Origin of the sequence: Piscibacillus sp. B03 (assembly GCF_052246295.1) — a bacterium.
GTDB lineage: Bacteria > Bacillota > Bacilli > Bacillales > Alkalibacillaceae > Piscibacillus.
This window is the reverse complement of record NZ_JBQQCO010000001.1, coordinates 1-20,020: the sequence shown is the minus strand read 5'-3', so window position 1 is coordinate 20,020 and position 20,020 is coordinate 1. Positions and strand designations below refer to the sequence as shown.

Genomic DNA, 20,020 nt, shown 5'->3' with positions numbered 1-20,020 from the left:
AAGGAGGATTCACATGACAACAACGCTACTTTATAACATTGGACAATTACTCACGATGGATCAGCACGAAGGTCCGGTACGTGGTGAACACATGAGCAAGCTTGAAGTGAAGGAAGACTACGCTATTTTAATGAAAGAGGGCAAAATTGCAGAGATCGCTCCGACGAACGAGTTACTTAACACTGAAGCGGATGAAAAAGTTGATTGCGAAGGGAAGCTTGTCACCCCTGGCCTTGTCGAACCCCACACGCATCTTGTGTTCGGTGGTTCACGAGAGCACGAGATGGCATTGAAGCAACAAGGCGTTCCTTATCTTGAAATTTTAAAACAGGGTGGCGGAATTTTATCAACTGTTCGGGCAACACGAAAAGCAACCGAAGAAGAGCTTTACGACAAAGCGATGTTTCACTTAAATCGAATGGCATCTTACGGAATCACTACGGTTGAGGCAAAAAGTGGATATGGGATGGACAAAGAAACGGAACTAAAACAACTTCGCGTAGCCAAAAAAGCTGGTGAGGACCACTCGTTAGATTTAGTGTCCACATTCCTTGGCGCTCACGCAATCACAGAAGACTACAAAGACAATCCAGAGGCGCTTTTAGATGAAATGGCGTCGATGTTTGACCAAATAAAAGAAGAAAACCTAGCTGAATTCGTCGATATTTTTACCGAAACTGGTGTGTTCACGATTGAACAGTCGAGACGCTATTTACAAAAGGCCAAAGATCACGGCTTTGATGTTAAAATTCATGCCGATGAAATTGATCCACTCGGTGGAACGCAGCTAGCGGTTGAACTCGGTGCAACGACAGGGGACCATTTAGCAGTCGCAACTGATGAAGGCATCGACCAGTTAGCTAAATCCGATACGATCGGCGTATTGCTTCCTGGAACGATTTTTTACTTAGGAAAAGGGGAATTTGCGCGTGCAAGAGACATGATTGAAGCGGGTGCTGCGATTGCGATTTCAACAGACTTTAACCCAGGCAGCAGTGTCACGGAAAACATTCAGCTTATTATGTCCCTAGCCGCCCTTAAAATGAAAATGACACCTGAAGAGATTTGGCATGCGGTCACGGTTAATGCCGCGCATGCAATTAATCGCGGCAGTGAAGCGGGACAAATCAAGGTCGGTCGCAAAGCCGATGTCGTTATTTGGGACGCACCGAACTACTTGTATATCCCTTACCATTACGGTGTGAATCACGTGAACACCGTCTTTAAAGCCGGCCAAAAGCTCTACCAACGAGGTGATTTGCTTGTCTAAGTTTTTAAAACCTGCAGGCCAAGCGAAGTTCGTGGATCGTTACACGAAAAAAATGAATGAACTACTCGTCGACTCAAGCGTTCATGAAGGTCCGGTGAAATACGCGCTAATGGGTGCGCCACTGTCCAAACCATCGATTAGCCATTCAGGTGCGTCGATGGCCCCGGGCGCGATTCGAGAAGCGATGGGCAGTTATTCAACGTATGCGAATCACACGGACCAAGACTTGCGCGAGACTCAGCTCGTCGACTTTGGCGATATCGTCATGCACCCGACTGATATTATTGAGTCGCAGGACCGCATCTATCAGTCGGTGAAAGATATTTTTCAGACCCATAATCCTGAGTATTTCATTTTATTAGGCGGTGACCACTCGGTTAGTTTTCCTTCTATAAAAGCGCTGCATGAAACGAAAGGAACAGTGGGAGTCATCCAGTTCGATGCGCACCACGACCTACGAAACTTAGAAGACGGTGGGCCAACGAATGGCACCCCTTTTCGCAGATCCATAGAAAACAATGTTCTAAAAGGTGAACATATCGTCCAAATCGGTATTCGTGATTTTATGAATGCGAAGGCGTATGCGGATTATGCTGTTAAGCAAGGTGTGAAGGTCTATACAATGCAGGACGTGATTCATGGACAGATTACATCCATTGTACGCGAGTCCATTAATTATTTAAAAAAGAAAGTCGACTACATTTATCTCTCCGTCGACATGGACGTTTTGGACCAAGCCTATGCGCCCGGATGCCCGGCAATCGGCCCAGGTGGCATGGCCAGCCACACCCTTTTAACTGCCATTGAAGAAGCCGCAAAACACCCGATGGTTAAAGGGATGGATATTGTTGAGATTGATCCAACGTTGGATATACGCAATATGACGAGCCGAGTTGCGAGTCATGTGCTTTTCAATTTTCTTAAGACAAAAGACCTAAAAAATTAAAGGATTAAATACTTGTCACGTCGAATAAAATAGTACGAGAATATGAAAACCGTATAAAAACTATTGGGGGAACCGACGTGAAAAAGATAAAAAGATGGAGTCTAGGTTTGGTGATCGCCTTGGTCGGGTTCGTCGGGTACTTTGTAGTGGAAGCGGCAAGTGATGAGGTCGAGTTCACGAGCGTCAGTCACGCTGGTGTGCAACACAGCTTATTTGTTGAACATGATGAGATCTACATTGGCAAAAGCATAAAATGGACAGGTGAGGAACTTCCTATTATAGAAGATATTAAAATTTTAACCAAAGAAGGAGAAGTTTTGGAGCCTAATAACTCAGAGATCCAAATTGATTTGTGGGTCGATGAAACCAATCGAACGCAAATTTTATATGGAGACTTGAATCAAGAACAACGAGAGCTCATCTCAAACTACCAACCAGTTGAAGGCTATAAAATGGTTGAACCAGAGATGAACTTAATCATGCAAGTCAAGCTCATCAACCCGAACTATCAATATCACCTGGAATCATTTATGATCGAGTTTACACAGAACGGTAAAACAAAAACACAAGAACTAACGTTGAAAAATTTCATCTTCCACTAAAGGTTAGGTCATCGGGCCTGGCCTTTTTATTTGGAAAAATGTTTTATTTTTCTTACAATGAGGGGTGAGGTGATGACATGAACAAGAAAGAAATCCAAGAACGAATAGATGAATTGAAAATGGATTATATACGAATTCAAGGTGATCTTGATAAATTAGAATCGACTGGCGGCAATGTCACGATGCTAGAAAAAACATTGTCACGGATGGAAGATGAGCTAAACGAACTAAGACAACAACTTGCGAAAGCGAGTGAATAGGTAACAATAACTAGGCCTTGTCTCATGAATTGAGGCAAGGTTTTTTATTTGTTTAATTGTTCTTTATATAGAACGAAGTAAAACGAAGAAAAAGTTAGGAATTTTAAGGAAATAGGGTTTGGTTCTTTGAAAAGAACGATTTTTGTTCATTATTAAGAATATTTGAGCTTTTTTCAGGTTTTGCAAATAGGAAATAAGACTCTATAATTTAAATTGTTCTTAATTAAGAACCAAAGAGATTTTTATATGCCGGCGAGTTCTAATTAACGAACATAAGCAATCAAGAAAAATACTTGAGATTTTAGCATGATTAATTGAAGGTTGGTCATGTTGAAATAAATAAAAATTTTTAAACCTCATGTTGGGGTAATAAGAGGAGGAATTATTTTGAGTATTAAAAAGAAATTAGGAATGGGCGTGCTGTCAGCAGCACTAGGTATTTCATTAATTGGTGGAGGAACGTTTGCATATTTTAGTGACACAGAAGAAACAAACAACACATTTGCAGCAGGTACTTTAGATTTAAGTGTTGATCCTACAACTGTAATTGATGTAGAGAATATCAAACCAGGTGACGTAATGGTAAGAGAATTTGAATTAATTAATGGTGGTACATTAGATATTTCTTCAATTGATTTATCAACTGCTTACGAAGTGATTGATGCTGAAGGTAACAACACGGATGATTTTGGTAAACATATTAAAGTATTATTCCTTGAAAACGCAGATAAAACCGGTGATGGCTGGATAATTGGTGACTATAATGATGTAATTGCTGAAACTACCTTATATGATTTAAAAAACCAAACTCCGGACGCAGTTGAGAATGTGCAAAGTTTCTGGACTCATTTACTTGGGCTAGATGGAGAAGGTAGTGGTCTTCCAGCAGGTACCTCGGATCAAATGTATGTAGCTTTTGAATTTGTAGATAATGGTGAAGATCAAAACGAATTCCAAGGTGACGCTTTAAAACTTACTTGGACTTTTGAAGCCCACCAAACTGAAGGTGAACTTAGATAAGTTTTATAAGGAAGGGGGTTAACTCCTTCCTTATACATATAGTAAATAACTAACACGACAATATTTTCAACATTATTTTTAGCTAAGGAGGTATGTTTTATGTCTATTAAAAAGAAGCTGGGAATGGGTGTATTATCAGCAGCACTAGGTATTTCATTAATTGGCGGAGGAACGTTTGCGTACTTTAGTGACACAGCAGAAACAAACAATACATTTGCCGCAGGTACATTAGATTTAAACTTAAAGTCCACTGATGATAATGAAGAAGTAAATGTCAATCTAGATAACATGAAGCCTGGAGATTGGAAAGTTCATCAGCTTAGATTATACAACGATGGGTCATTAAACTTTAAAGATGTTGTATTAACACCTTCATATGAAATCACTGATACTAAAGGAGATAACGATGGTGAAGACTTTGCGGATCATATTTTAGTTAATATTATAGATCCACAAAATAAAAGTGAAGGAAATATTGTAGAATGGACTCCGCTTAGCGAATTGGGAGACATAGTAGTTTCAGAGAATCAGCAAGCTGGAGACCGTAAACTCCTTAGAATAGATTTTAAATTTAATGAAAATGGGCAAGACCAAAATAAATTCCAAGGTGATGTGATTGACCTTAACTTCTCATTTGAAGCAAGCCAAGAAGATGGAAGCCTTAGATAATTAAGGAAAGGTGAGAAATCTCACCTTTCCAAGTATTTATTTTTTATCATAAGTCTATTATTGACTAATAGATTTACGATAAGGAATAAATGTAATGCTGATTCCTTGGATAGGAGGAAAATAATGCGAAGATATACGAGAGTTATAAAGTATCGTAAGAAACATCAGAATCTGATATTACTGACCAAAATAATTGCAATTTGGTATTTTAGTGTGTTTTTTGTATCTATGTTAACCTCTGGTACCCAAGCTTACTTTAACAGCCAACCACATTCTAGTGTATCAATTAATGCTGCAGATTCTTGGTGGGACGGAAGTGAACTGATTTTTACTGGTAAAAAAACTCAAAATGTAAAAGCGTGTGCACCTGAAGAAATAAGTGTTGAAATTAAGAATATAGGAAAAGACATGTATGATTCTTCAATTTTTGAAGTGCATTTCACAACAAAAGGCAAACCCCAAAACCCTCACGGGGAGAAAGTCGGAGAGGGAGTTATAGAACCTTTAAATACAGATGAAGTTAAAGATTTAGTCTTTTTAGCTGAAGAGAATGGCTTCTATGAGTTTAAAGCTTATCAACATGAAGACTATGAAGGTGAAAATGTAGAAATATGGAGCGAAAAAGTACATTTGAACTGCAACGCAGCAAAAGAAGAAAAAGGTAAAGGCAAGGGTAAAGAGAAGAACGAAGTAGAAAGTGTACCAGAAGTGAACGAAGATAATGTAGAAGACGATAAAGAAATAGATGCAGATCATCAAGAGAAAGAACAGGTTGAAGAAAGTTCAAAACAGGAAGAAAAGCCACAAGAGGAAGAGACAGATAAAGAAGATGAGGCTCAATCTGAACAAGAGCAAGAACAGAATGAAGAGAACTTAGAAGAAAAATCAAATGGAGATAGCGAAAAAGGTTTAGATAATGAAGCTTCTGAAGATGACCAAGAAAGTTCAAAAGAGGATTCAACTAAAGAGGAAAATGATGAAACATCAGAATCAGAGGAATAAAGGTGGGAGTATTGATGAAAAGACTCAACAAATATCTAAACCTAAAAACAGCCAAAAAAGTATTCAGTGCATTTATTAGTGTAATGCTTGCCATAACTTTGATCATCATGTTGTTTATGGTCATCACAGTTAAAGCATCAGGTGGAGAACCTGAAGTGTTTGGCTATCAAATTAAAACAGTATTATCTGGCTCTATGGAACCAGAGTTCTATACAGGATCGATTATAACAGTCAAACCGGGTGGGGATATGACTCGCTTTAAAAATGGTGATGTCATTACGTTTATGGAAGAGGATAAGTTAATTACTCACCGTGTTATAGAAGTTGTTAATAGTGGTGAGAATGTAATGTATAGAACTAAAGGGGATAACAACGATGCAGCTGATCGTGAACTAGTTCTATCAGATAATGTTGTCGCTGAGTACACAGGCTTTACAATTCCATATGTAGGTTACATTGCTAGTTTTGCGCAATCCAAAGAGGGTGGTGCGTTAATGTTAATGCTGCCGGGCCTTCTATTAATTGGTTATGCTGGATTTTCAATTTGGCAAGGATTAACCCAATTAGAAAGACGTAAAGAAAATCAGAGTAAATCAGAAGAAGTCAATGAGGGTCCTGCTTAATAATTTATTTACTCCACCTAGGGTAAAAAGAAGGTGATTCTTATGAAGAAATACTTAAAATGGAGAGTTTTGGTTGTCACTGTATTGGTCTGTTCAAGCTTAATATGTTATTCACCAATATATGCAGATAGTGAGGACATATCTATCTCTACTACACCTGAACAAGTTTTGTTTGATGTGACAAACATCAAACCAGGGGATTGGTTTGAAAGAGAAGTAGTGATTGAAAATGACGGAGAGAAAGATTTTGTTTACTATATTGACAGCAGGATGATTAGTGGGTCAGAGAAGTTATATAATCATATGAACTTCAAGATTGAGGACTCAAATGGTGAGATACTTTATGAGGGTAAGTTAGGAGACTATAAAGGGTTGGAGTACAGAGAATTGACGGCAGGCGAAAAAGAAGACTTACTGTTAGTAGCAGAGTTTCCACCTGAGTCAGGGAACGAATTCCAAGGTTTAGAGACAAACTTCTCTATTAGAATACTTGCTAGAGCCGAGCCGATAGAAGTTCCTGATGATGTAGAAGACTTACCAGATGAACCAGAAGAATCTGATAACCAAGATAAACCTAAAGAAGATGATTCTGATGAACAAGCGGGCAGAGACAAGGGTGATTCTGGAGGAAGTGATAATGAAGAAGCTACATCGGAAGAACAAGTAAAAGGTGATCAGGAGCTTCCCCAAACTGGCGAAGAAATTCCTTACTTATTCTATATTATCGGAGGTCTATTCTTAGTCAGTGGCACAATACTATTCTTAATCACTAGACGTATAGCTAGTGGTCAAAAATGAAGAAGCTGATTGCCATTCTCTTTATCCTTATCGGAATCGGCCTTATCGCCTTTCCGCATATTCAAAAACAAATCTATGCATCAAAGCAAGATGAGCTTGTTCGAGAATTTCAGAATCTCGATGAAATTTTCACGCAAAATCAAGCACGGTCTGAAATTGATATTACTGGCGATGATCCTGTAGAAGGTGAGCCTAAAAGCACCTCTTTTGATTCAGGGGTTGTGGGTTTAATGTATATCGAAAAAATTGATTTGACTCTTCCGATGCTTCAAGGGGCATCTGATGATAACCTAGACATTGGGCTTGGAATCATGGACGGAACGAGCCCACTTGGTCAAATTGGAAACACAGGGATTGCTGGACATCGTAGCCATACGGAAGGGCGATTATTTAACCGGTTGGATGAAGTAACCCTAGGTGATGAGATAAAGGTCGAAACACTTGAGGGCGAGATGACATACGAAGTATATGATACGAAGATTGTTACACCCGATGATGTATCAGTGCTAGAATCTAATGAAGAAGATTCAATCATCACTTTAATTACGTGTGAGCCGATGTATAACCCTACTCACAGAATCATTGTGCAAGCTAAGAAAGTATCTGATTAAGTCTGCCTTATCCTTGGCGGGCTTTTTTACTGAAAAAAGTTCCCCAAACAAAAAAACCGCCATCTCTGGCGATTTACTCATCTTCGTTCTTTAATTTCCATTTATTAAACTCTAAAAAGTTCTTAAACTCTTCTTTAGAAATCCCTGACTCCATCGCATCTTTAACAAGCTTTTCCCATTCTGAATCAAGACCGGATTTACCTTCTTCAACAGTGTCTTTAATTAGATGATCGATGCTTATATCTAGTTCAGTCGCGATTTTTTCCAAGAATTGAACAGATGGGTTTTGTTGTATATTTCGCTCAAGGGCGCTTAAGTAGGATTTAGCAACGCCTGCTCGTTCAGCAAGTTCCGTTAATGACATCCCTTTTTCTTTTCTATATTTTTGTACGCGTTCACCAATCATGTATGAAAACTCCTTATTACGTCCGTCGAAATTTTATCTTAACAATAATATAGCATATTTTTTATTAGAAAGTTAGGTCAATTGTTGAAAATCGTTTTATTTTTCTTAGTAGTCTTGTTAAGATGATAGTGTTAGTAAATTTATCTTGCTAAAGTGAGTGTTGCAACATGACAAAAGAACAGTGGTATTTTATTAATACAAAGTCTCATGATGCGGCTTATAACATGGCGTTTGATGAGTGTTTGTTGCGTTGGCATAGTGAGGGGACAATTCCGCCTGCCTTAAGGTTTTATACGTGGACGCCTAGCGCGATGTCAGTAGGATATTTTCAGAAGGTTGAAGGAAAGATACATACAGAGAATGTTCGTCAGCATGGATTTGATTTCGTTCGTCGTTTAACGGGTGGGCGTGCGGTGTTGCATGATCATGAATTAACATATAGTGTTGTTGTTTCTGAAAAGCATCCGAAAATGCCAAAGACTGTAACAGAAGCTTATCGTGTCATTACTAACGGTTTATTAGAAGGTTATCGCAACTTGGATATTGAAGCGGATCTGGCCGTGCCAGAAGGAAAGCTTCAACAGACGGGGTCAGCGGTTTGTTTTGATGAGCCGTCGTGGTATGAGCTTGTGATTGGGGATAAGAAGGCGGCTGGTAGTGCTCAGACGCGTAAGCAAGGCGTGATCTTACAGCACGGGTCAGTTCCGATTAGTATGGATGATGATGTGTTATTTGATTTGTTTGCGTATCCGAGTGATGAAGTTCGTGAGCGTGCAAAGTCCAAGTTTAAGGAAAAGGCAACGACGATGGAAGAGTACTTAGGGCGTAAGCTATCGCTGGAAGAAGTGGAAGAAGCTTTTTACAAAGGGTTTGAAAAAGGCTTAGATATAGAATTAGTTCCTTTTGAGTTAACCGCTGAGCAGGAACAAGAAGTTCAGACATTAGCAAAAGAAAAATATTCGTCTGATGAGTGGAATTTTTCGCTTAATAAAAAGGGAGTCAAATAAACTTAAGAAGGGGTGGCATGAATGGCGAAGAAGAATGATTACGTCAGAAAGCCTGAATGGTTGAAAATTAAGTTAAACACGAATAAGAACTACACGGGTCTTAAGAAAATGATGCGTGAGAAAAACTTACATACGGTATGTGAGGAAGCGCGTTGCCCGAACATTCACGAGTGTTGGGCAGTACGTAAGACGGCTACATTCATGATTTTAGGTAAGGTTTGTACACGTGGCTGCCGTTTCTGTGCGGTACAAACGGGTCTTCCAACTGAAATTGACTGGCAAGAGCCACAGCGTGTAGCAGAGTCAGTTGAGATTATGGGCCTACGTCATGCGGTAATCACAGCGGTTGCACGTGATGATTTGAAAGATGGAGGCGCAGCTGTGTTTGCTGAAACAGTCAAAGCTGTTCGTGAACGTAACCCTGGTACAACGGTTGAAGTGTTACCATCTGATATGAAAGGTGACTACGACAGCCTTCATACGTTAATGGACGCAAAACCAGATATTTTTAACCACAACATTGAAACAGTGCGTCGCTTAACGCCAACAGTGCGTTCAAAAGCGACTTACGATCGTTCATTGAACCTACTTAAGCGAGTAAAAGAGGTTGCGCCAGATGTTCCGACTAAATCAAGTATCATGGTTGGTTTAGGCGAGACAAAAGAAGAGATCCTTGAAGCAATGGATGATCTATTAGCACATGACGTTGATATTTTAACAATCGGTCAGTACTTACAGCCAACTCGTAATCACTTAAACGTTGTTCGTTACTATGAGCCTCAGGAGTTTGCGGAGTTACGTAAGATTGCGTTCCAAAAAGGCTTTAAACACTGTCAATCAGCTCCGCTCGTTCGTTCTTCTTACCACGCGGATGAGCAGGTAAGTGAGGCAGCTAAAGCCCGCCGCGAACAATTCGAAGCAAACTACATGAAAAACCCATCTTAATAGGTAATCCCCCTCAAGCGGTTGAGGGGGATTTTTCTATAACTTGCAGGTAAAAGTGGAAAACATGCAGGTAAGTCGTCGGGACCTGCAGCTAAATTTCCGAAACATGCAGGTAAATTTCAAAAAGTTGCAGGTAAAACTTAAAAACCTGCAGATATATTAAGAAAAGCTGCAGGTAAAGGGCAAATTTTATGGTTAAACAAACAGGCCGTAAATATCGAAAAAGAGGCCGATAATTTTCCAAAACGGACCGTAAAACCTTCAAAAATGGCCGTATACCTATGCCGCTCCTACCCACAAAAAGCTCCTCACGACGAGGAGCTTTTACTACTTATAAAGGCTGTTCCCCTGAGTCAGGAGATTTTTGATCTAGCCGGTCTAATCGTTTCAGCAATCCGACTCCAAACTCACCTTTAACGTCTAAGTTCTCATTATAAATACTATTTGTTGCCTCATAGGCGGATGATCCGTGTTCTGAGAAGTCGAGACCTGCAATTTCATCTTCACGAGATACTCTAATTGAACCTGTACTTGTTATAATCAATAAGGCAACAGCAGTTGTAACAAGTGTCCATACAATCACACTAATGACTCCAAGTGTTTGAATACCTAGCAATTCAAAACTACCCGTATAAAATAGCCCGCCTTCGACCGCAAATAATCCGACGGCGATGGTTCCCCATATTCCGCAAATACCGTGAACAGTAATGGCGCCGACCGGATCATCGATTTTTAATACGTGATCAAGTAACTGGACTGCTTCGACTAAAATGACACCTGCTATTAACCCGATGAAGATAGCGCCAATTGGTGTGACGTTTGCTGTTCCAGCGGTGATTCCTACAAGCCCAGCAAGTGCACCGTTTAACGTAAGCGTGGCGTCAATTCGATTGAACTTCATGTGTGAGTATAAGGCTGATGCAACGATACCAGCTGATGCAGATAAAAGTGTTGTCGCAATCACTGATGGGATTAATGTTGGATCTGCAGCAAGTGTGCTTCCGCCGTTAAATCCGAACCAACCGAACCATAAGATAAATACGCCTAAGGCCCCAATTGGTATGTTGTGTCCAGGGATCACGTTGACTTTATTTTTAGCATACTTACCTATACGAGGTCCAAGCACTAACACCGTCATCAGACCACCAACTGCCCCTGTTAAATGAACAACTGAGGAACCGGCAAAATCTACGAACCCAAGTGCAGCTAACCAACCGTCACCCCAAATCCAATGCCCTACGATCGGATAAATAATTCCGGTCATGAAAATGGTAAGTATTAAATAAGAACTTAATTTGATTCTCTCAGCTACTGCGCCTGAAATAATTGTCGCACATGTTGCGGCAAACATTGCTTGAAAGACAAAGAACCCGATTTGATCTGTTTGCCCAGTCAATAGAAACCCTGATGTCCCAATAAAACCACCAAGTGTCTCTCCAAACATCAGCCCAAATCCTATTAAAAAGTACAGAACAGATGCAATAGCTATGGTCATCATGTTCTTCATTAAAATGTTTAAGGCATTTTTTGAACGAGTAAATCCTGTTTCAACCATCGCAAATCCAGCGTGCATAAAGAATACTAGAAAAGCACCTAACATCATCCAGACCATATCAATTGATGAAATCAATGGGGCGATCTCATTTGATGTTGCAGCAAAAGATACAGTAGGAATTAAACTTAAACCAATCATTAACGATAAAACTTTTTTAATCATTTTTACTCCCCCTTAAATTAATGCTTCTTTTCCGAGTTCGCCTGTGCGAATACGATATACATTTTCAACAGGTGTGACAAAAATCTTCCCATCACCTACGTTGCCAGTGGAACAAACGTTCAGAATGGTGTTAACTAGTAAGTCAACTTCATGGTCATCAACGACTAATTCGACTTTTACTTTTGGATAAAGTTTAACTTCGTATTTTGTTCCTCTAAACATGCCTTCTTGACCTTTTTGCTGTCCACAGCCAGCAACTTCAGAGATTGTCATCCCTTTAACTCCTTTTTGATCGAGTGTTTCTCTAAGGTCTTGAAACCTTTCAGGCCTAATAATCGCCTCAATTTTTTTCAAAAAGATCACTCCTTTAAGAATATTTGTTAACTTTCTTAACACTAAATGTAATTAATAATTATAATATGCTTATTTTTATGAAAAATCAACCTTTTAAATAAAATTTATGTAAGGAAAGTTAACATATATAAAAATTATATAATAATAAAGGTCAAAAAAATGGGGTTAATGCAGTATATAGGAAGGTAGGAGAAGTCGTTGTGAAGAATCACTCGATAAAAATTTAAAACTGACCGATTTATTTAAGAAACTGGGCCGATAAATTTCAAAAAGTGAACGATCAATTCAAAAAAATGACCGATAAAACGAAAAAACGACCGATAAATCTAACGCGACGATGCAAAACAACCCACAAAAAAAGCCCCTCAATTCGAGGAGCTTACTTTTCGTTCGTCATTAAATGATTTTCATAGATCACATCATATAAATCTTTATATGAAACGTGTTCGTCTTTAAGTTCGGTAGGGGATTCTAATCCAGCAGCGGCAGCGATGTTGAATAGTCCTTCTCGAACTGAGACGACGTAGTTCGTGACGCGATATGATTTTTCTTCAATGTCGAGTGCTTGTTGAAGCTTGACATCGGTTGTTGCGACGCCGACTGGACAGTGGTTCGTGTGGCAAACTTGGGCCATGATGCAACCGACTGTGACCATAAATGCGCGAGCAACTTGAACGAGGTCTGCACCTAATGCGAGTGCAATGGCGATGCGGTCTGGTGTAAATAACTTACCTGATGCGATTATTTTAACGCGGTCACGGACTCCGTGGTCAACTAATGCGCCATGCAAGATTGGAATAGCTGATTTTATCGGTAAACCAACGCTATCCGCCAGTTCTTGATAGGTCGCACCAGTACCGCCTTCACCACCATCGACTGAAAAAAAGTCTGGCGATTGTCCAGTTTCAGCCATCACGCGAGCAAGGGTATCGATGTCTTTTTGTTGCCCAACAACGATTTTAATACCAACTGGCTTTCCAGTAACCTCCCGAATACGCTCAACAAAATCTAGCATGCCATAAACGTCATTGAATTCTTTGAATCGATTCGGACTATCAACTGTCTGATAAGGTGTGATGTTACGAATGGCTGCGATTTCCTCAGTGACCTTCTCACCTTCGACGTGTCCACCTCGAGTTTTCGCGCCTTGTGCCAACTTCAATTCAAACGCTTTAATTTGTTCGATATCTGCTTTTCTTTTTAATTCTTCCCAAGACATTTCGCCATCTTCAGTGCGTGCGCCGAACAGCCCAGGGCCAATTTGCATAATCAGATCAACGTTTCCTTTTAAATGGTAATCCGAAACGCCACCCTCACCAGTATTCATCCAAGTTCCACCTGCTCGACCTAAGCCTAACGACAACGCGGTCACAGCTCGATCTCCTAAAGCGCCATAACTCATACCCGACATGCCGACTAACCCTTTAGCGACAAACGGATTAGGGCAGTTTTCTCCAATAACAACAGCATGCCTGTCATCTAATAAGAACGGCTCAATTTCTTTCTTAATTCGATATTCTTTACGTGAAAAGAGATATTCTTTTTCTATATAATAGGCGTACGTCATGATCGATTCTTTTTGATCAATGGCCAGTTCCTCTTCTAGCTTCGGAAACATTGTGTTTTTTATGTAGTATCCTGGTTGATCAAAATCTCGTTGCGATCCGAAACCGACCATTCTATGTTTATATTTTGCAGGTAAAACGATATTTTGATAATCTTTTCTGGAAAAAGGTTTTCCGTCATTGTCTTCGGTAAATAAATATTGTCTCAGTTCTGGACCGATACTTTCAAAAAAGTAGCGTACTCTACCTACTAAAGGATAATTTTTCAGTACAGAATGTCGTTTTTGATTACGGTCGATGAAATATCCGTAAATCATAAAAACGCCTGGAATAATCATGAGAATGAATATAATAATTAGTAAAAATAATGATGCTAATTCTGTCATTGACTCGCCCCCTAAATATATATATAATTCTAGCGTGAAATTAAAAATGAAAGGCTCTATATCTTTTGTCCTATAGACAATATACCACAAGCAGACATTTTAAATCATGGAGATTATAGAGTGAGTGAGGTATTTATATGGATAGTTTGTTATTTATCTTAATGTTAATTGGAGCACTCGGTGTTATTTCACAGTGGTTAGCTTGGCGTTTCAGATTGCCAGCTATTGTTGTGATGTCTGTTATGGGATTATTAGCAGGTCCAATATTTGGAATTATAAATCCGCAAGAAGATCTTGGTGGCATGTATAGTCCATTAATATCTATTGCCGTTGGGATTATTTTATTCGAAGGAAGTTTGAATTTAGACTTCCGTGAAATTAAAGGATTAGGAAAACCGATTTTCCGCATAACGACGCTAGGTGCATTCTTAGCGTGGATTCTAGGGTCGTTAGCGGCTCATTATATAGCCGATTTATCTTGGGCAGTTGCATTTGTGATTGGTGGTATTTTCATTGTAACGGGTCCAACCGTTATTTTACCGTTGTTAAGGCAGGCAAAACTTAAACCGAGGCCAGCCGCTATTCTCAAATGGGAAGGGATTATTGTCGATCCGTTTGGCGCTTTAGTTGCTGTCTTTGCCTTTGAGTTCGTTAAGTTCTTGACGATGGACTCAGTCACGTTTGCAACGATTTTAGCGTTCTTAGCTGGTTCATTATTAGCAGCTGGAATTGGTGCCTTTTTCGGTTACGGTATTGGATGGATGTTCGAAAATGGTTATGTACCAGAATTCTTAAAATCACCAGTTGTATTAGCCAGTGTTGTTATGGCGTTTGCGCTGAGTGATACGGTAATGCACGAAACAGGGTTATTGGCCGTAACGGTTATGGGTATGACGATTGCGAACATGCATATTTCCTCAATTGGCGATATGCGTCACTTTAAGGAAAATATCTCGATTTTACTTATCTCGGTTATTTTCATCATGTTAACGGCGTCGTTAAATCGTGAGACGTTATTATCGATTTTCGACTGGCCAATCATTATATTTATCTTAACTATGTTATTTGTGACTCGCCCGTTAAGTATTTTCTTGTCGACGATTAATACAGACTTACAGTTTAAAGAAAAATTACTCGTCGGTTGGATTGCGCCACGTGGTATTGTCGCGCTAACCGTTTCGGGTTACTTTGCTGGCGTTTTACTTGAAGCAGGGTTTGAGGACGCAGAGATTCTCACATCCTTAACATTTGGCCTTGTATTCGCAACCGTTGTAGCGCATGGTTTCTCGCTCGGTTGGGTTGCTAAACGTTTAGGACTATCAACTGAAAGTAAACCAGGCGTCTTAATTGTTGGGTCCAGCAAATTCTCAGTTAACTTAGCTAAAGTATTGGAAGACTTAAACATTCCAGTATTAATTACCGATTCATCGTGGAGCCGTTTATCTCATGCAAGGCGATTAGGTGTACCATATGAACATGGAGAAATTTTGTCAGAGCAAACAGATTATCAAATTGACTTAACACCATATGAATATATGATTGGTTTAACAGAGTACGATTCTTATAATACGTTAGTTAGCTCAACGTTCATGCCAGCATTTGGCCGTGAGCATCTATTCCAGTTACCACTTCAAATTAATCAAGGGGATCACTTAGAAGATGTTAGCAAACACATCAGTGGTCGATTATTATTTGAGGAAGGCGCAAACTGGAGTGCATTAAATGATAAAATCAATAAAGGTTTCTTATTTAAGAAAACATCAATCACACAGCAATACACTTACAACCAATTCTTAAAAGATCTTGATTCAGAGAGTGTTTTACTATTCATCTTAAGAAAATCAGGTAACATTGATTTCTTCACACCAAATAATGAAGTGAAACCTGAAGCAGGAGATACTGTCGTTTCATTACAAAAACCCGTATTAAATTAATTCATGAACAACAAGCCGTTGATATTAATCAGCGGCTTGTTTTTTTCTGAAGCGTAGGCAAGTGCACGTGAAACGGGGTGAAGTGTCTCTCAAATGCGTCCAAGTTGACGTGAAACGCAGTTAAATGTACGCGAAAATTATTGCGATTGTACATGAAACCAATCGCATTCACGTGAAATTGTAAAAAAGTCAACAACTTTGGTCTGCTGACCTTTCTTAACTAAAATTAATCCAATTTTATGTTTAGCAGGACTTAAAAGAGGGTATGAAGAAGTAATATAGTATGCGAAAAACTATCAAAATATAATAATTTTGGTTATATCTATATGGTTAAAATTGACTATTTCGACAAATTCTGAGGATTTTTAACTATTAAGAAGGATAAGAGAAGGATTAAGAGTATAATAATTTTTTGGTTTGAATCATAAAGTGATAGAAAAGATAATTCAACTATATCCGTCTATACCAAGATTGAATCTAAATACTGGATTTAGATATTATTAAATAGACAAGTCATGGTTAATTATCGAAAGATTGATAGATAGGGTACATAATACCTACCCGACACAGAGGGGAGGCCCAAAGTGAATAAGGTTAAACAAGTTTTTAATAAAATCGACTATGCATTTATGAAGCTTGAAGAGTTTATTCTTAGCTTTGCGATTATCTTGATAGCGATTATGATTGTCGGAAATGTTATAGCGCGTGAGGTATTTAGCTCTGGTGCTTTTTACTTCGCTTATGAAGTTAGTAAATTCGCGATTGTAATCGCAACATTTATGGGGATTGGTTATGCAGCAAGAAAAGGTCGTCATATTAGTATGTCAGCGTTTTATGACTTTGCTCCATTCAAAGTACGTAAGGTCATGATGATTATTATCAATTTCGTTACTGCAGTAATCATGTTTGTAATGGCTTACTATACATATCATTTCGTGATGTTTGAATACGAGACAGGAGCTATTACAACTTCCTTACAGCTACCAAGATATTTAATGGCTATATTCCTTCCAATTGGTTTCTTCGTTGCAGGTGTTCAATTCTTACGTAATACTTATGTGAACTTCACGAGGAAAGCGAAGGATAAAGTTTATTTAGGGACAGATTCGGTTGACTATAATGACGAGAAGGATAAAGATGTTAAGTTAGAAGATATCTCGTCAATATAATGTTTTAAAAATGAAAATGTGGAGAGGACAATAGTATGCTAACTACCTTAATAACCATTATGGTCATATTCTTACTGTTGAACTTCCCGATGATGATCCCATTAATCTTGGGGCCATTAATCATTATGTTGGTTTATAACTCAACAGTAAGTATGGACTTATTAATGAAACAGCTTCTGACAGGTATTGAATCTCCAGTGTTATTATGTGTACCGTTATTTATATTTGCGGCAGACATAATGACGGCTGGTAAGACGTCGGAACGTTTACTAGATTTTGTGGGTTCTTTCGTTGGTCATATTCGTGGTGGTTATGCCGTTACGACTGCAGCATCCTGTACGATGTTTGGTGCTATTTCAGGCTCCACTCAGGCTACAGTTGTTGCGATTGGTCGTCCGATGAGAGAACGTTTATTGAAAGTTGGATATAAAGATTCGAGTGCGATGGCATTGATCATTAACTCGAGTGACGTGGCGCTATTAATCCCGCCAAGTATTGGTATGATTATCTACGCATTGGCTGCAGGTTCAGGTGTATCTGTTGGGGACTTATTTATCGCTGGAATTATTCCGGGTATCATCGTTTTTCTAGCTTTTGCTACATATAGTATAGTTTATGCGAAAATTAAAGACATTCCATTAGCGCCAAAAGCTAGTTGGTCAGAGCGTTTCGTACATTTTAGAAAAGCGCTATTACCACTTGGATTCCCAATCTTAATCGTTGGGGGTATTTATCAAGGTTGGTTTACACCTGTTGAAGCATCAGGTATTTCAGTACTATACGCTCTTATTCTAGAGGTGTTAATTTATAGAACTATTCCAATTAAAAAAATCCCAAGTATTGCTCTATCAACCGGGTTAGTGACATCAGCTGTTTTCATCTTAGTTGCTGGTGGTCAGTTATTCACTTGGGTGCTAGGTTACGCGCAAATTCCACAGCAAATTACTGAGGCTGTATTAGGATCAGATCCTAGCGCATTATATGTATTAATTATTGTAAGTATTTTCTTCTTTGTTGGCTGTATGTTTGTAGATCCGATTGTCGTGATCTTAATTCTAACGCCCATCTTTGTGCCTGCTGCAGAAGCGGCCGGGGTTGACTTGATTCACCTTGGAATTATCGTTACGTTCCAGGCGGCATTAGGGTCAGCTACACCACCATTTGGTGTCGATATCTTTACAGCCAGTGCGGTGTTTAAGAAACCATATTTTGAAGTTATTAAAAGTACGCCGCCATATATCATTATGTTATTAGCAATTGGGGCATTATTAATAGTAGTCCCAGATTTATCATTAATATTAATTGATTAAGTTATAAAGTGTGTTTTCAATAAACCACTTTAAATAAAATTTTTACAAATTCATTAGGGGGTAATGATTATTTTTAACAAAAAGCTTTTAGTATTATTAATTGCAATTCTTTCACTAGGCTTATTTTTAGCTGCTTGTGGTGGAGGAGACAATGAAGAAGAAACCGGTGGCGAAGAAGCTAACGGTGGAGAAGAAACAGGAAGCGAAGAAGGTTCTAGCGATGGTGAATTTGAAGAACAAGAATGGCGCTTTGTAACTGAAGAGCTTCAAGGTGAGGTTCAGTATGAGTATGCAGCTGAATTTGCTAACCGTATTGAAGAAAAAACAGGTGGAGCAATTACAGTTGAACCATTAGAATATGGTGCATTAGGTAGTGAAGTAGACCAAGCACAATTATTACAACAAGGTGGAGTTGAGTTAGCTGTTATGTCTCCGGGTTTCACTGGTGGACAGGTGCAAGACGGACAGATTTTCTCACTACACTATTTCTTCCCGGCAGATCCGGAATTAACACAAAAAGTACTAACTGAAAGTGAAGCTTTAAACACAGATCTAAGGGCTAAATATGAAGAGCACAGCATTACACCTTTATCTTTCTGGACTGAAGGTGCGATGGCTTGGACGAGTAACGTAGGTATTGAGTCTCCTTCTGATTGGGAAGGTTTAAACATGCGTGTACAGGAATCTCCATTAATGCGTGAGTCTTATGACGCTTATGGTGCAACGGTTCAATCTCTAAGTTGGGGTGAACTATACACGGCACTAGATCGTGAAACGGTTGACGCACAAGAAAACCCACTTTTCTTCATCGAGTCAGCTAGTTTCCACGAAGTACAAGATACAATCACAATCTCTAACCACAATAACTATGTGGCTATGACAACAGTTAATACGGATTGGTTCAATCAACGTACTGACGCTGAAAAGCAACTAATTGAAGAAACTGTTGCAGAGATGCAGGATTGGGTATTTGAAGAACAAAAACGTCAAAATGAAGCAGGTCTAAAAGCAATTGAAGAAGACACTGATAACCCAACTGAGATTATCGAACTTACAGATGAGCAAATTGAAGAGTTCAAATCAGTTGCAGAACCTGTTCATGAATTCTATCGTAATGAAGTTGAAGGCATTGACCCAGACTTATTCGATAAGTTAAAAGGTGAAATTGAAGAAATCGCAGGTGAATAAATTTAATAATGTAACGCACCGGTTAAAATAGCTGGTGCGTTTTTTATTGGCTCTATAATATTTGTTGGGGTAAAGGTTATTTTCTGATAATTCACTATGTGTTTTAAGGGGAACCTTCCAGGTTAGGCCTTCCCTTTCCGCGGGCGATCCGCGAGCCTCCTCGAACTCCACTAACGTTACGTTCTGTGGGGTCTCGCCTGGCTCGCTTCTCCCGCAGGAGTGTCAGGCCTACCTGGAT

Annotated in this window: 20 protein-coding genes; 16 read left to right on the top strand and 4 right to left on the bottom strand. The window is 39.2% G+C overall.

Features of this window, described 5'->3' with window-relative positions:
- The first annotated feature begins 13 nt into the window (after positions 1-13).
- From hutI to ACTWQB_RS00055, 10 genes are all read left to right on the top strand, one after another.
- Positions 14-1,270, top strand: a complete 1,257-nt coding sequence (gene hutI, locus ACTWQB_RS00100; protein ID WP_443137144.1) for an imidazolonepropionase — start codon at positions 14-16, stop codon at positions 1,268-1,270.
- Positions 1,263-2,216 carry a formimidoylglutamase gene (gene hutG, locus ACTWQB_RS00095; RefSeq protein WP_443137143.1) on the top strand — a complete coding sequence of 318 codons (954 nt, stop codon included), beginning with the start codon at positions 1,263-1,265 and terminating at the stop codon, positions 2,214-2,216. The genes hutI and hutG overlap by 8 nt, the downstream gene beginning before the upstream one ends.
- 77 nt (positions 2,217-2,293) lie before the next feature.
- On the top strand, positions 2,294-2,818 hold the full coding sequence (locus tag ACTWQB_RS00090; protein WP_443137142.1) for a hypothetical protein: 525 nt from the start codon (positions 2,294-2,296) through the stop codon (positions 2,816-2,818).
- Positions 2,819-2,895: 77 nt separating this feature from the next.
- Positions 2,896-3,078 carry an SE1832 family protein gene (locus tag ACTWQB_RS00085; RefSeq protein ID WP_443137141.1) on the top strand — a complete coding sequence of 61 codons (183 nt, stop codon included), beginning with the start codon at positions 2,896-2,898 and terminating at the stop codon, positions 3,076-3,078.
- 387 nt (positions 3,079-3,465) lie between these two features.
- On the top strand, positions 3,466-4,098 hold the full coding sequence (locus ACTWQB_RS00080; protein ID WP_443137140.1) for a TasA family protein: 633 nt from the start codon (positions 3,466-3,468) through the stop codon (positions 4,096-4,098).
- A gap of 99 nt (positions 4,099-4,197) precedes the next feature.
- Positions 4,198-4,767 carry a TasA family protein gene (locus ACTWQB_RS00075; RefSeq protein ID WP_443137139.1) on the top strand — a complete coding sequence of 190 codons (570 nt, stop codon included), beginning with the start codon at positions 4,198-4,200 and terminating at the stop codon, positions 4,765-4,767.
- 123 nt (positions 4,768-4,890) lie between these two features.
- Positions 4,891-5,769: an amyloid fiber anchoring/assembly protein TapA gene (gene tapA / locus ACTWQB_RS00070; protein WP_443137138.1), complete on the top strand. Its 879-nt coding sequence runs from the start codon at positions 4,891-4,893 to the stop codon at positions 5,767-5,769.
- 14 nt (positions 5,770-5,783) lie between these two features.
- Positions 5,784-6,392: a signal peptidase I SipW gene (gene sipW, locus ACTWQB_RS00065; RefSeq protein ID WP_443137137.1), complete on the top strand. Its 609-nt coding sequence runs from the start codon at positions 5,784-5,786 to the stop codon at positions 6,390-6,392.
- Positions 6,393-6,434: 42 nt separating this feature from the next.
- On the top strand, positions 6,435-7,190 hold the full coding sequence (locus ACTWQB_RS00060; RefSeq protein WP_443137136.1) for an LPXTG cell wall anchor domain-containing protein: 756 nt from the start codon (positions 6,435-6,437) through the stop codon (positions 7,188-7,190).
- The gene (locus tag ACTWQB_RS00055) at positions 7,187-7,801 is read left to right on the top strand and encodes a class D sortase (protein WP_443137135.1); all 615 of its coding nucleotides are present in this window, start codon (positions 7,187-7,189) and stop codon (positions 7,799-7,801) included. Before ACTWQB_RS00060 ends, ACTWQB_RS00055 begins: the two co-directional genes overlap by 4 nt.
- Positions 7,802-7,874: 73 nt before the next feature.
- Here the strand turns inward: ACTWQB_RS00055 and ACTWQB_RS00050 are convergent, their stop codons facing one another.
- Positions 7,875-8,207, bottom strand: a complete 333-nt coding sequence (locus ACTWQB_RS00050) for a helix-turn-helix domain-containing protein (RefSeq protein ID WP_443137134.1) — start codon at positions 8,205-8,207, stop codon at positions 7,875-7,877.
- A 167-nt stretch (positions 8,208-8,374) separates the two neighbouring features.
- Here ACTWQB_RS00050 and ACTWQB_RS00045 point away from each other — a divergent pair, with 167 nt between their 5' ends.
- Both ACTWQB_RS00045 and lipA read left to right on the top strand, forming a co-directional pair.
- Positions 8,375-9,214 (top strand): lipoate--protein ligase family protein, encoded by an 840-nt coding sequence (locus ACTWQB_RS00045; protein WP_443137133.1) that lies wholly within the window; start codon positions 8,375-8,377, stop codon positions 9,212-9,214.
- A 21-nt stretch (positions 9,215-9,235) separates the two neighbouring features.
- On the top strand, positions 9,236-10,159 hold the full coding sequence (gene lipA, locus ACTWQB_RS00040) for a lipoyl synthase (protein WP_443137132.1): 924 nt from the start codon (positions 9,236-9,238) through the stop codon (positions 10,157-10,159).
- Positions 10,160-10,490: 331 nt separating this feature from the next.
- Here the strand turns inward: lipA and ACTWQB_RS00035 are convergent, their stop codons facing one another.
- From ACTWQB_RS00035 to ACTWQB_RS00025, 3 genes are all read right to left on the bottom strand, one after another.
- Positions 10,491-11,876: an ammonium transporter gene (locus tag ACTWQB_RS00035; protein WP_443137131.1), complete on the bottom strand. Its 1,386-nt coding sequence runs from the start codon at positions 11,874-11,876 to the stop codon at positions 10,491-10,493.
- Positions 11,877-11,888: 12 nt separating this feature from the next.
- Complete coding sequence (locus ACTWQB_RS00030) at positions 11,889-12,230, bottom strand: P-II family nitrogen regulator (RefSeq protein ID WP_443137130.1); 342 nt, start codon at positions 12,228-12,230, stop codon at positions 11,889-11,891.
- Between the two features lie 379 nt (positions 12,231-12,609).
- On the bottom strand, positions 12,610-14,181 hold the full coding sequence (locus ACTWQB_RS00025) for an FMN-binding glutamate synthase family protein (RefSeq protein WP_443137129.1): 1,572 nt from the start codon (positions 14,179-14,181) through the stop codon (positions 12,610-12,612).
- A 137-nt stretch (positions 14,182-14,318) separates the two neighbouring features.
- On the opposite strand from ACTWQB_RS00025, the gene ACTWQB_RS00020 reads away from it, so the two are divergent.
- The 4 genes from ACTWQB_RS00020 to dctP all read left to right on the top strand — a co-directional run bounded on the left by ACTWQB_RS00020 (position 14,319) and on the right by dctP (position 19,782).
- Complete coding sequence (locus ACTWQB_RS00020; RefSeq protein WP_443137128.1) at positions 14,319-16,115, top strand: cation:proton antiporter; 1,797 nt, start codon at positions 14,319-14,321, stop codon at positions 16,113-16,115.
- A gap of 584 nt (positions 16,116-16,699) precedes the next feature.
- Positions 16,700-17,284 (top strand): TRAP transporter small permease, encoded by a 585-nt coding sequence (locus ACTWQB_RS00015; protein WP_443137127.1) that lies wholly within the window; start codon positions 16,700-16,702, stop codon positions 17,282-17,284.
- A gap of 35 nt (positions 17,285-17,319) precedes the next feature.
- A complete protein-coding gene (locus tag ACTWQB_RS00010) occupies positions 17,320-18,594 on the top strand; it encodes a TRAP transporter large permease (RefSeq protein ID WP_443137126.1) in 1,275 nt (424 codons plus the stop codon).
- Positions 18,595-18,657: 63 nt separating this feature from the next.
- Positions 18,658-19,782: a TRAP transporter substrate-binding protein DctP gene (gene dctP / locus ACTWQB_RS00005; protein WP_443137125.1), complete on the top strand. Its 1,125-nt coding sequence runs from the start codon at positions 18,658-18,660 to the stop codon at positions 19,780-19,782.
- Positions 19,783-20,020 lie beyond the last annotated feature (238 nt).

What these genes read in the sequence shown, in the direction of transcription:
- ACTWQB_RS00050 (WP_443137134.1), bottom strand. Translation starts at nt 8,207, where the DNA reads ATGATTGGTGAACGCGTACAAAAATATAGAAAAGAAAAAGGGATGTCA.
- ACTWQB_RS00045 (WP_443137133.1), top strand. Translation starts at nt 8,375, where the DNA reads ATGACAAAAGAACAGTGGTATTTTATTAATACAAAGTCTCATGATGCG.
- lipA (WP_443137132.1), top strand. Translation starts at nt 9,236, where the DNA reads ATGGCGAAGAAGAATGATTACGTCAGAAAGCCTGAATGGTTGAAAATT.
- ACTWQB_RS00020 (WP_443137128.1), top strand. Translation starts at nt 14,319, where the DNA reads ATGGATAGTTTGTTATTTATCTTAATGTTAATTGGAGCACTCGGTGTT.
- ACTWQB_RS00010 (WP_443137126.1), top strand. Translation starts at nt 17,320, where the DNA reads ATGCTAACTACCTTAATAACCATTATGGTCATATTCTTACTGTTGAAC.
- ACTWQB_RS00035 (WP_443137131.1), bottom strand. Translation starts at nt 11,876, where the DNA reads ATGATTAAAAAAGTTTTATCGTTAATGATTGGTTTAAGTTTAATTCCT.
- ACTWQB_RS00060 (WP_443137136.1), top strand. Translation starts at nt 6,435, where the DNA reads ATGAAGAAATACTTAAAATGGAGAGTTTTGGTTGTCACTGTATTGGTC.
- tapA (WP_443137138.1), top strand. Translation starts at nt 4,891, where the DNA reads ATGCGAAGATATACGAGAGTTATAAAGTATCGTAAGAAACATCAGAAT.
- dctP (WP_443137125.1), top strand. Translation starts at nt 18,658, where the DNA reads ATGATTATTTTTAACAAAAAGCTTTTAGTATTATTAATTGCAATTCTT.
- hutI (WP_443137144.1), top strand. Translation starts at nt 14, where the DNA reads ATGACAACAACGCTACTTTATAACATTGGACAATTACTCACGATGGAT.
- ACTWQB_RS00055 (WP_443137135.1), top strand. Translation starts at nt 7,187, where the DNA reads ATGAAGAAGCTGATTGCCATTCTCTTTATCCTTATCGGAATCGGCCTT.
- ACTWQB_RS00085 (WP_443137141.1), top strand. Translation starts at nt 2,896, where the DNA reads ATGAACAAGAAAGAAATCCAAGAACGAATAGATGAATTGAAAATGGAT.
- ACTWQB_RS00025 (WP_443137129.1), bottom strand. Translation starts at nt 14,181, where the DNA reads ATGACAGAATTAGCATCATTATTTTTACTAATTATTATATTCATTCTC.
- sipW (WP_443137137.1), top strand. Translation starts at nt 5,784, where the DNA reads ATGAAAAGACTCAACAAATATCTAAACCTAAAAACAGCCAAAAAAGTA.
- ACTWQB_RS00075 (WP_443137139.1), top strand. Translation starts at nt 4,198, where the DNA reads ATGTCTATTAAAAAGAAGCTGGGAATGGGTGTATTATCAGCAGCACTA.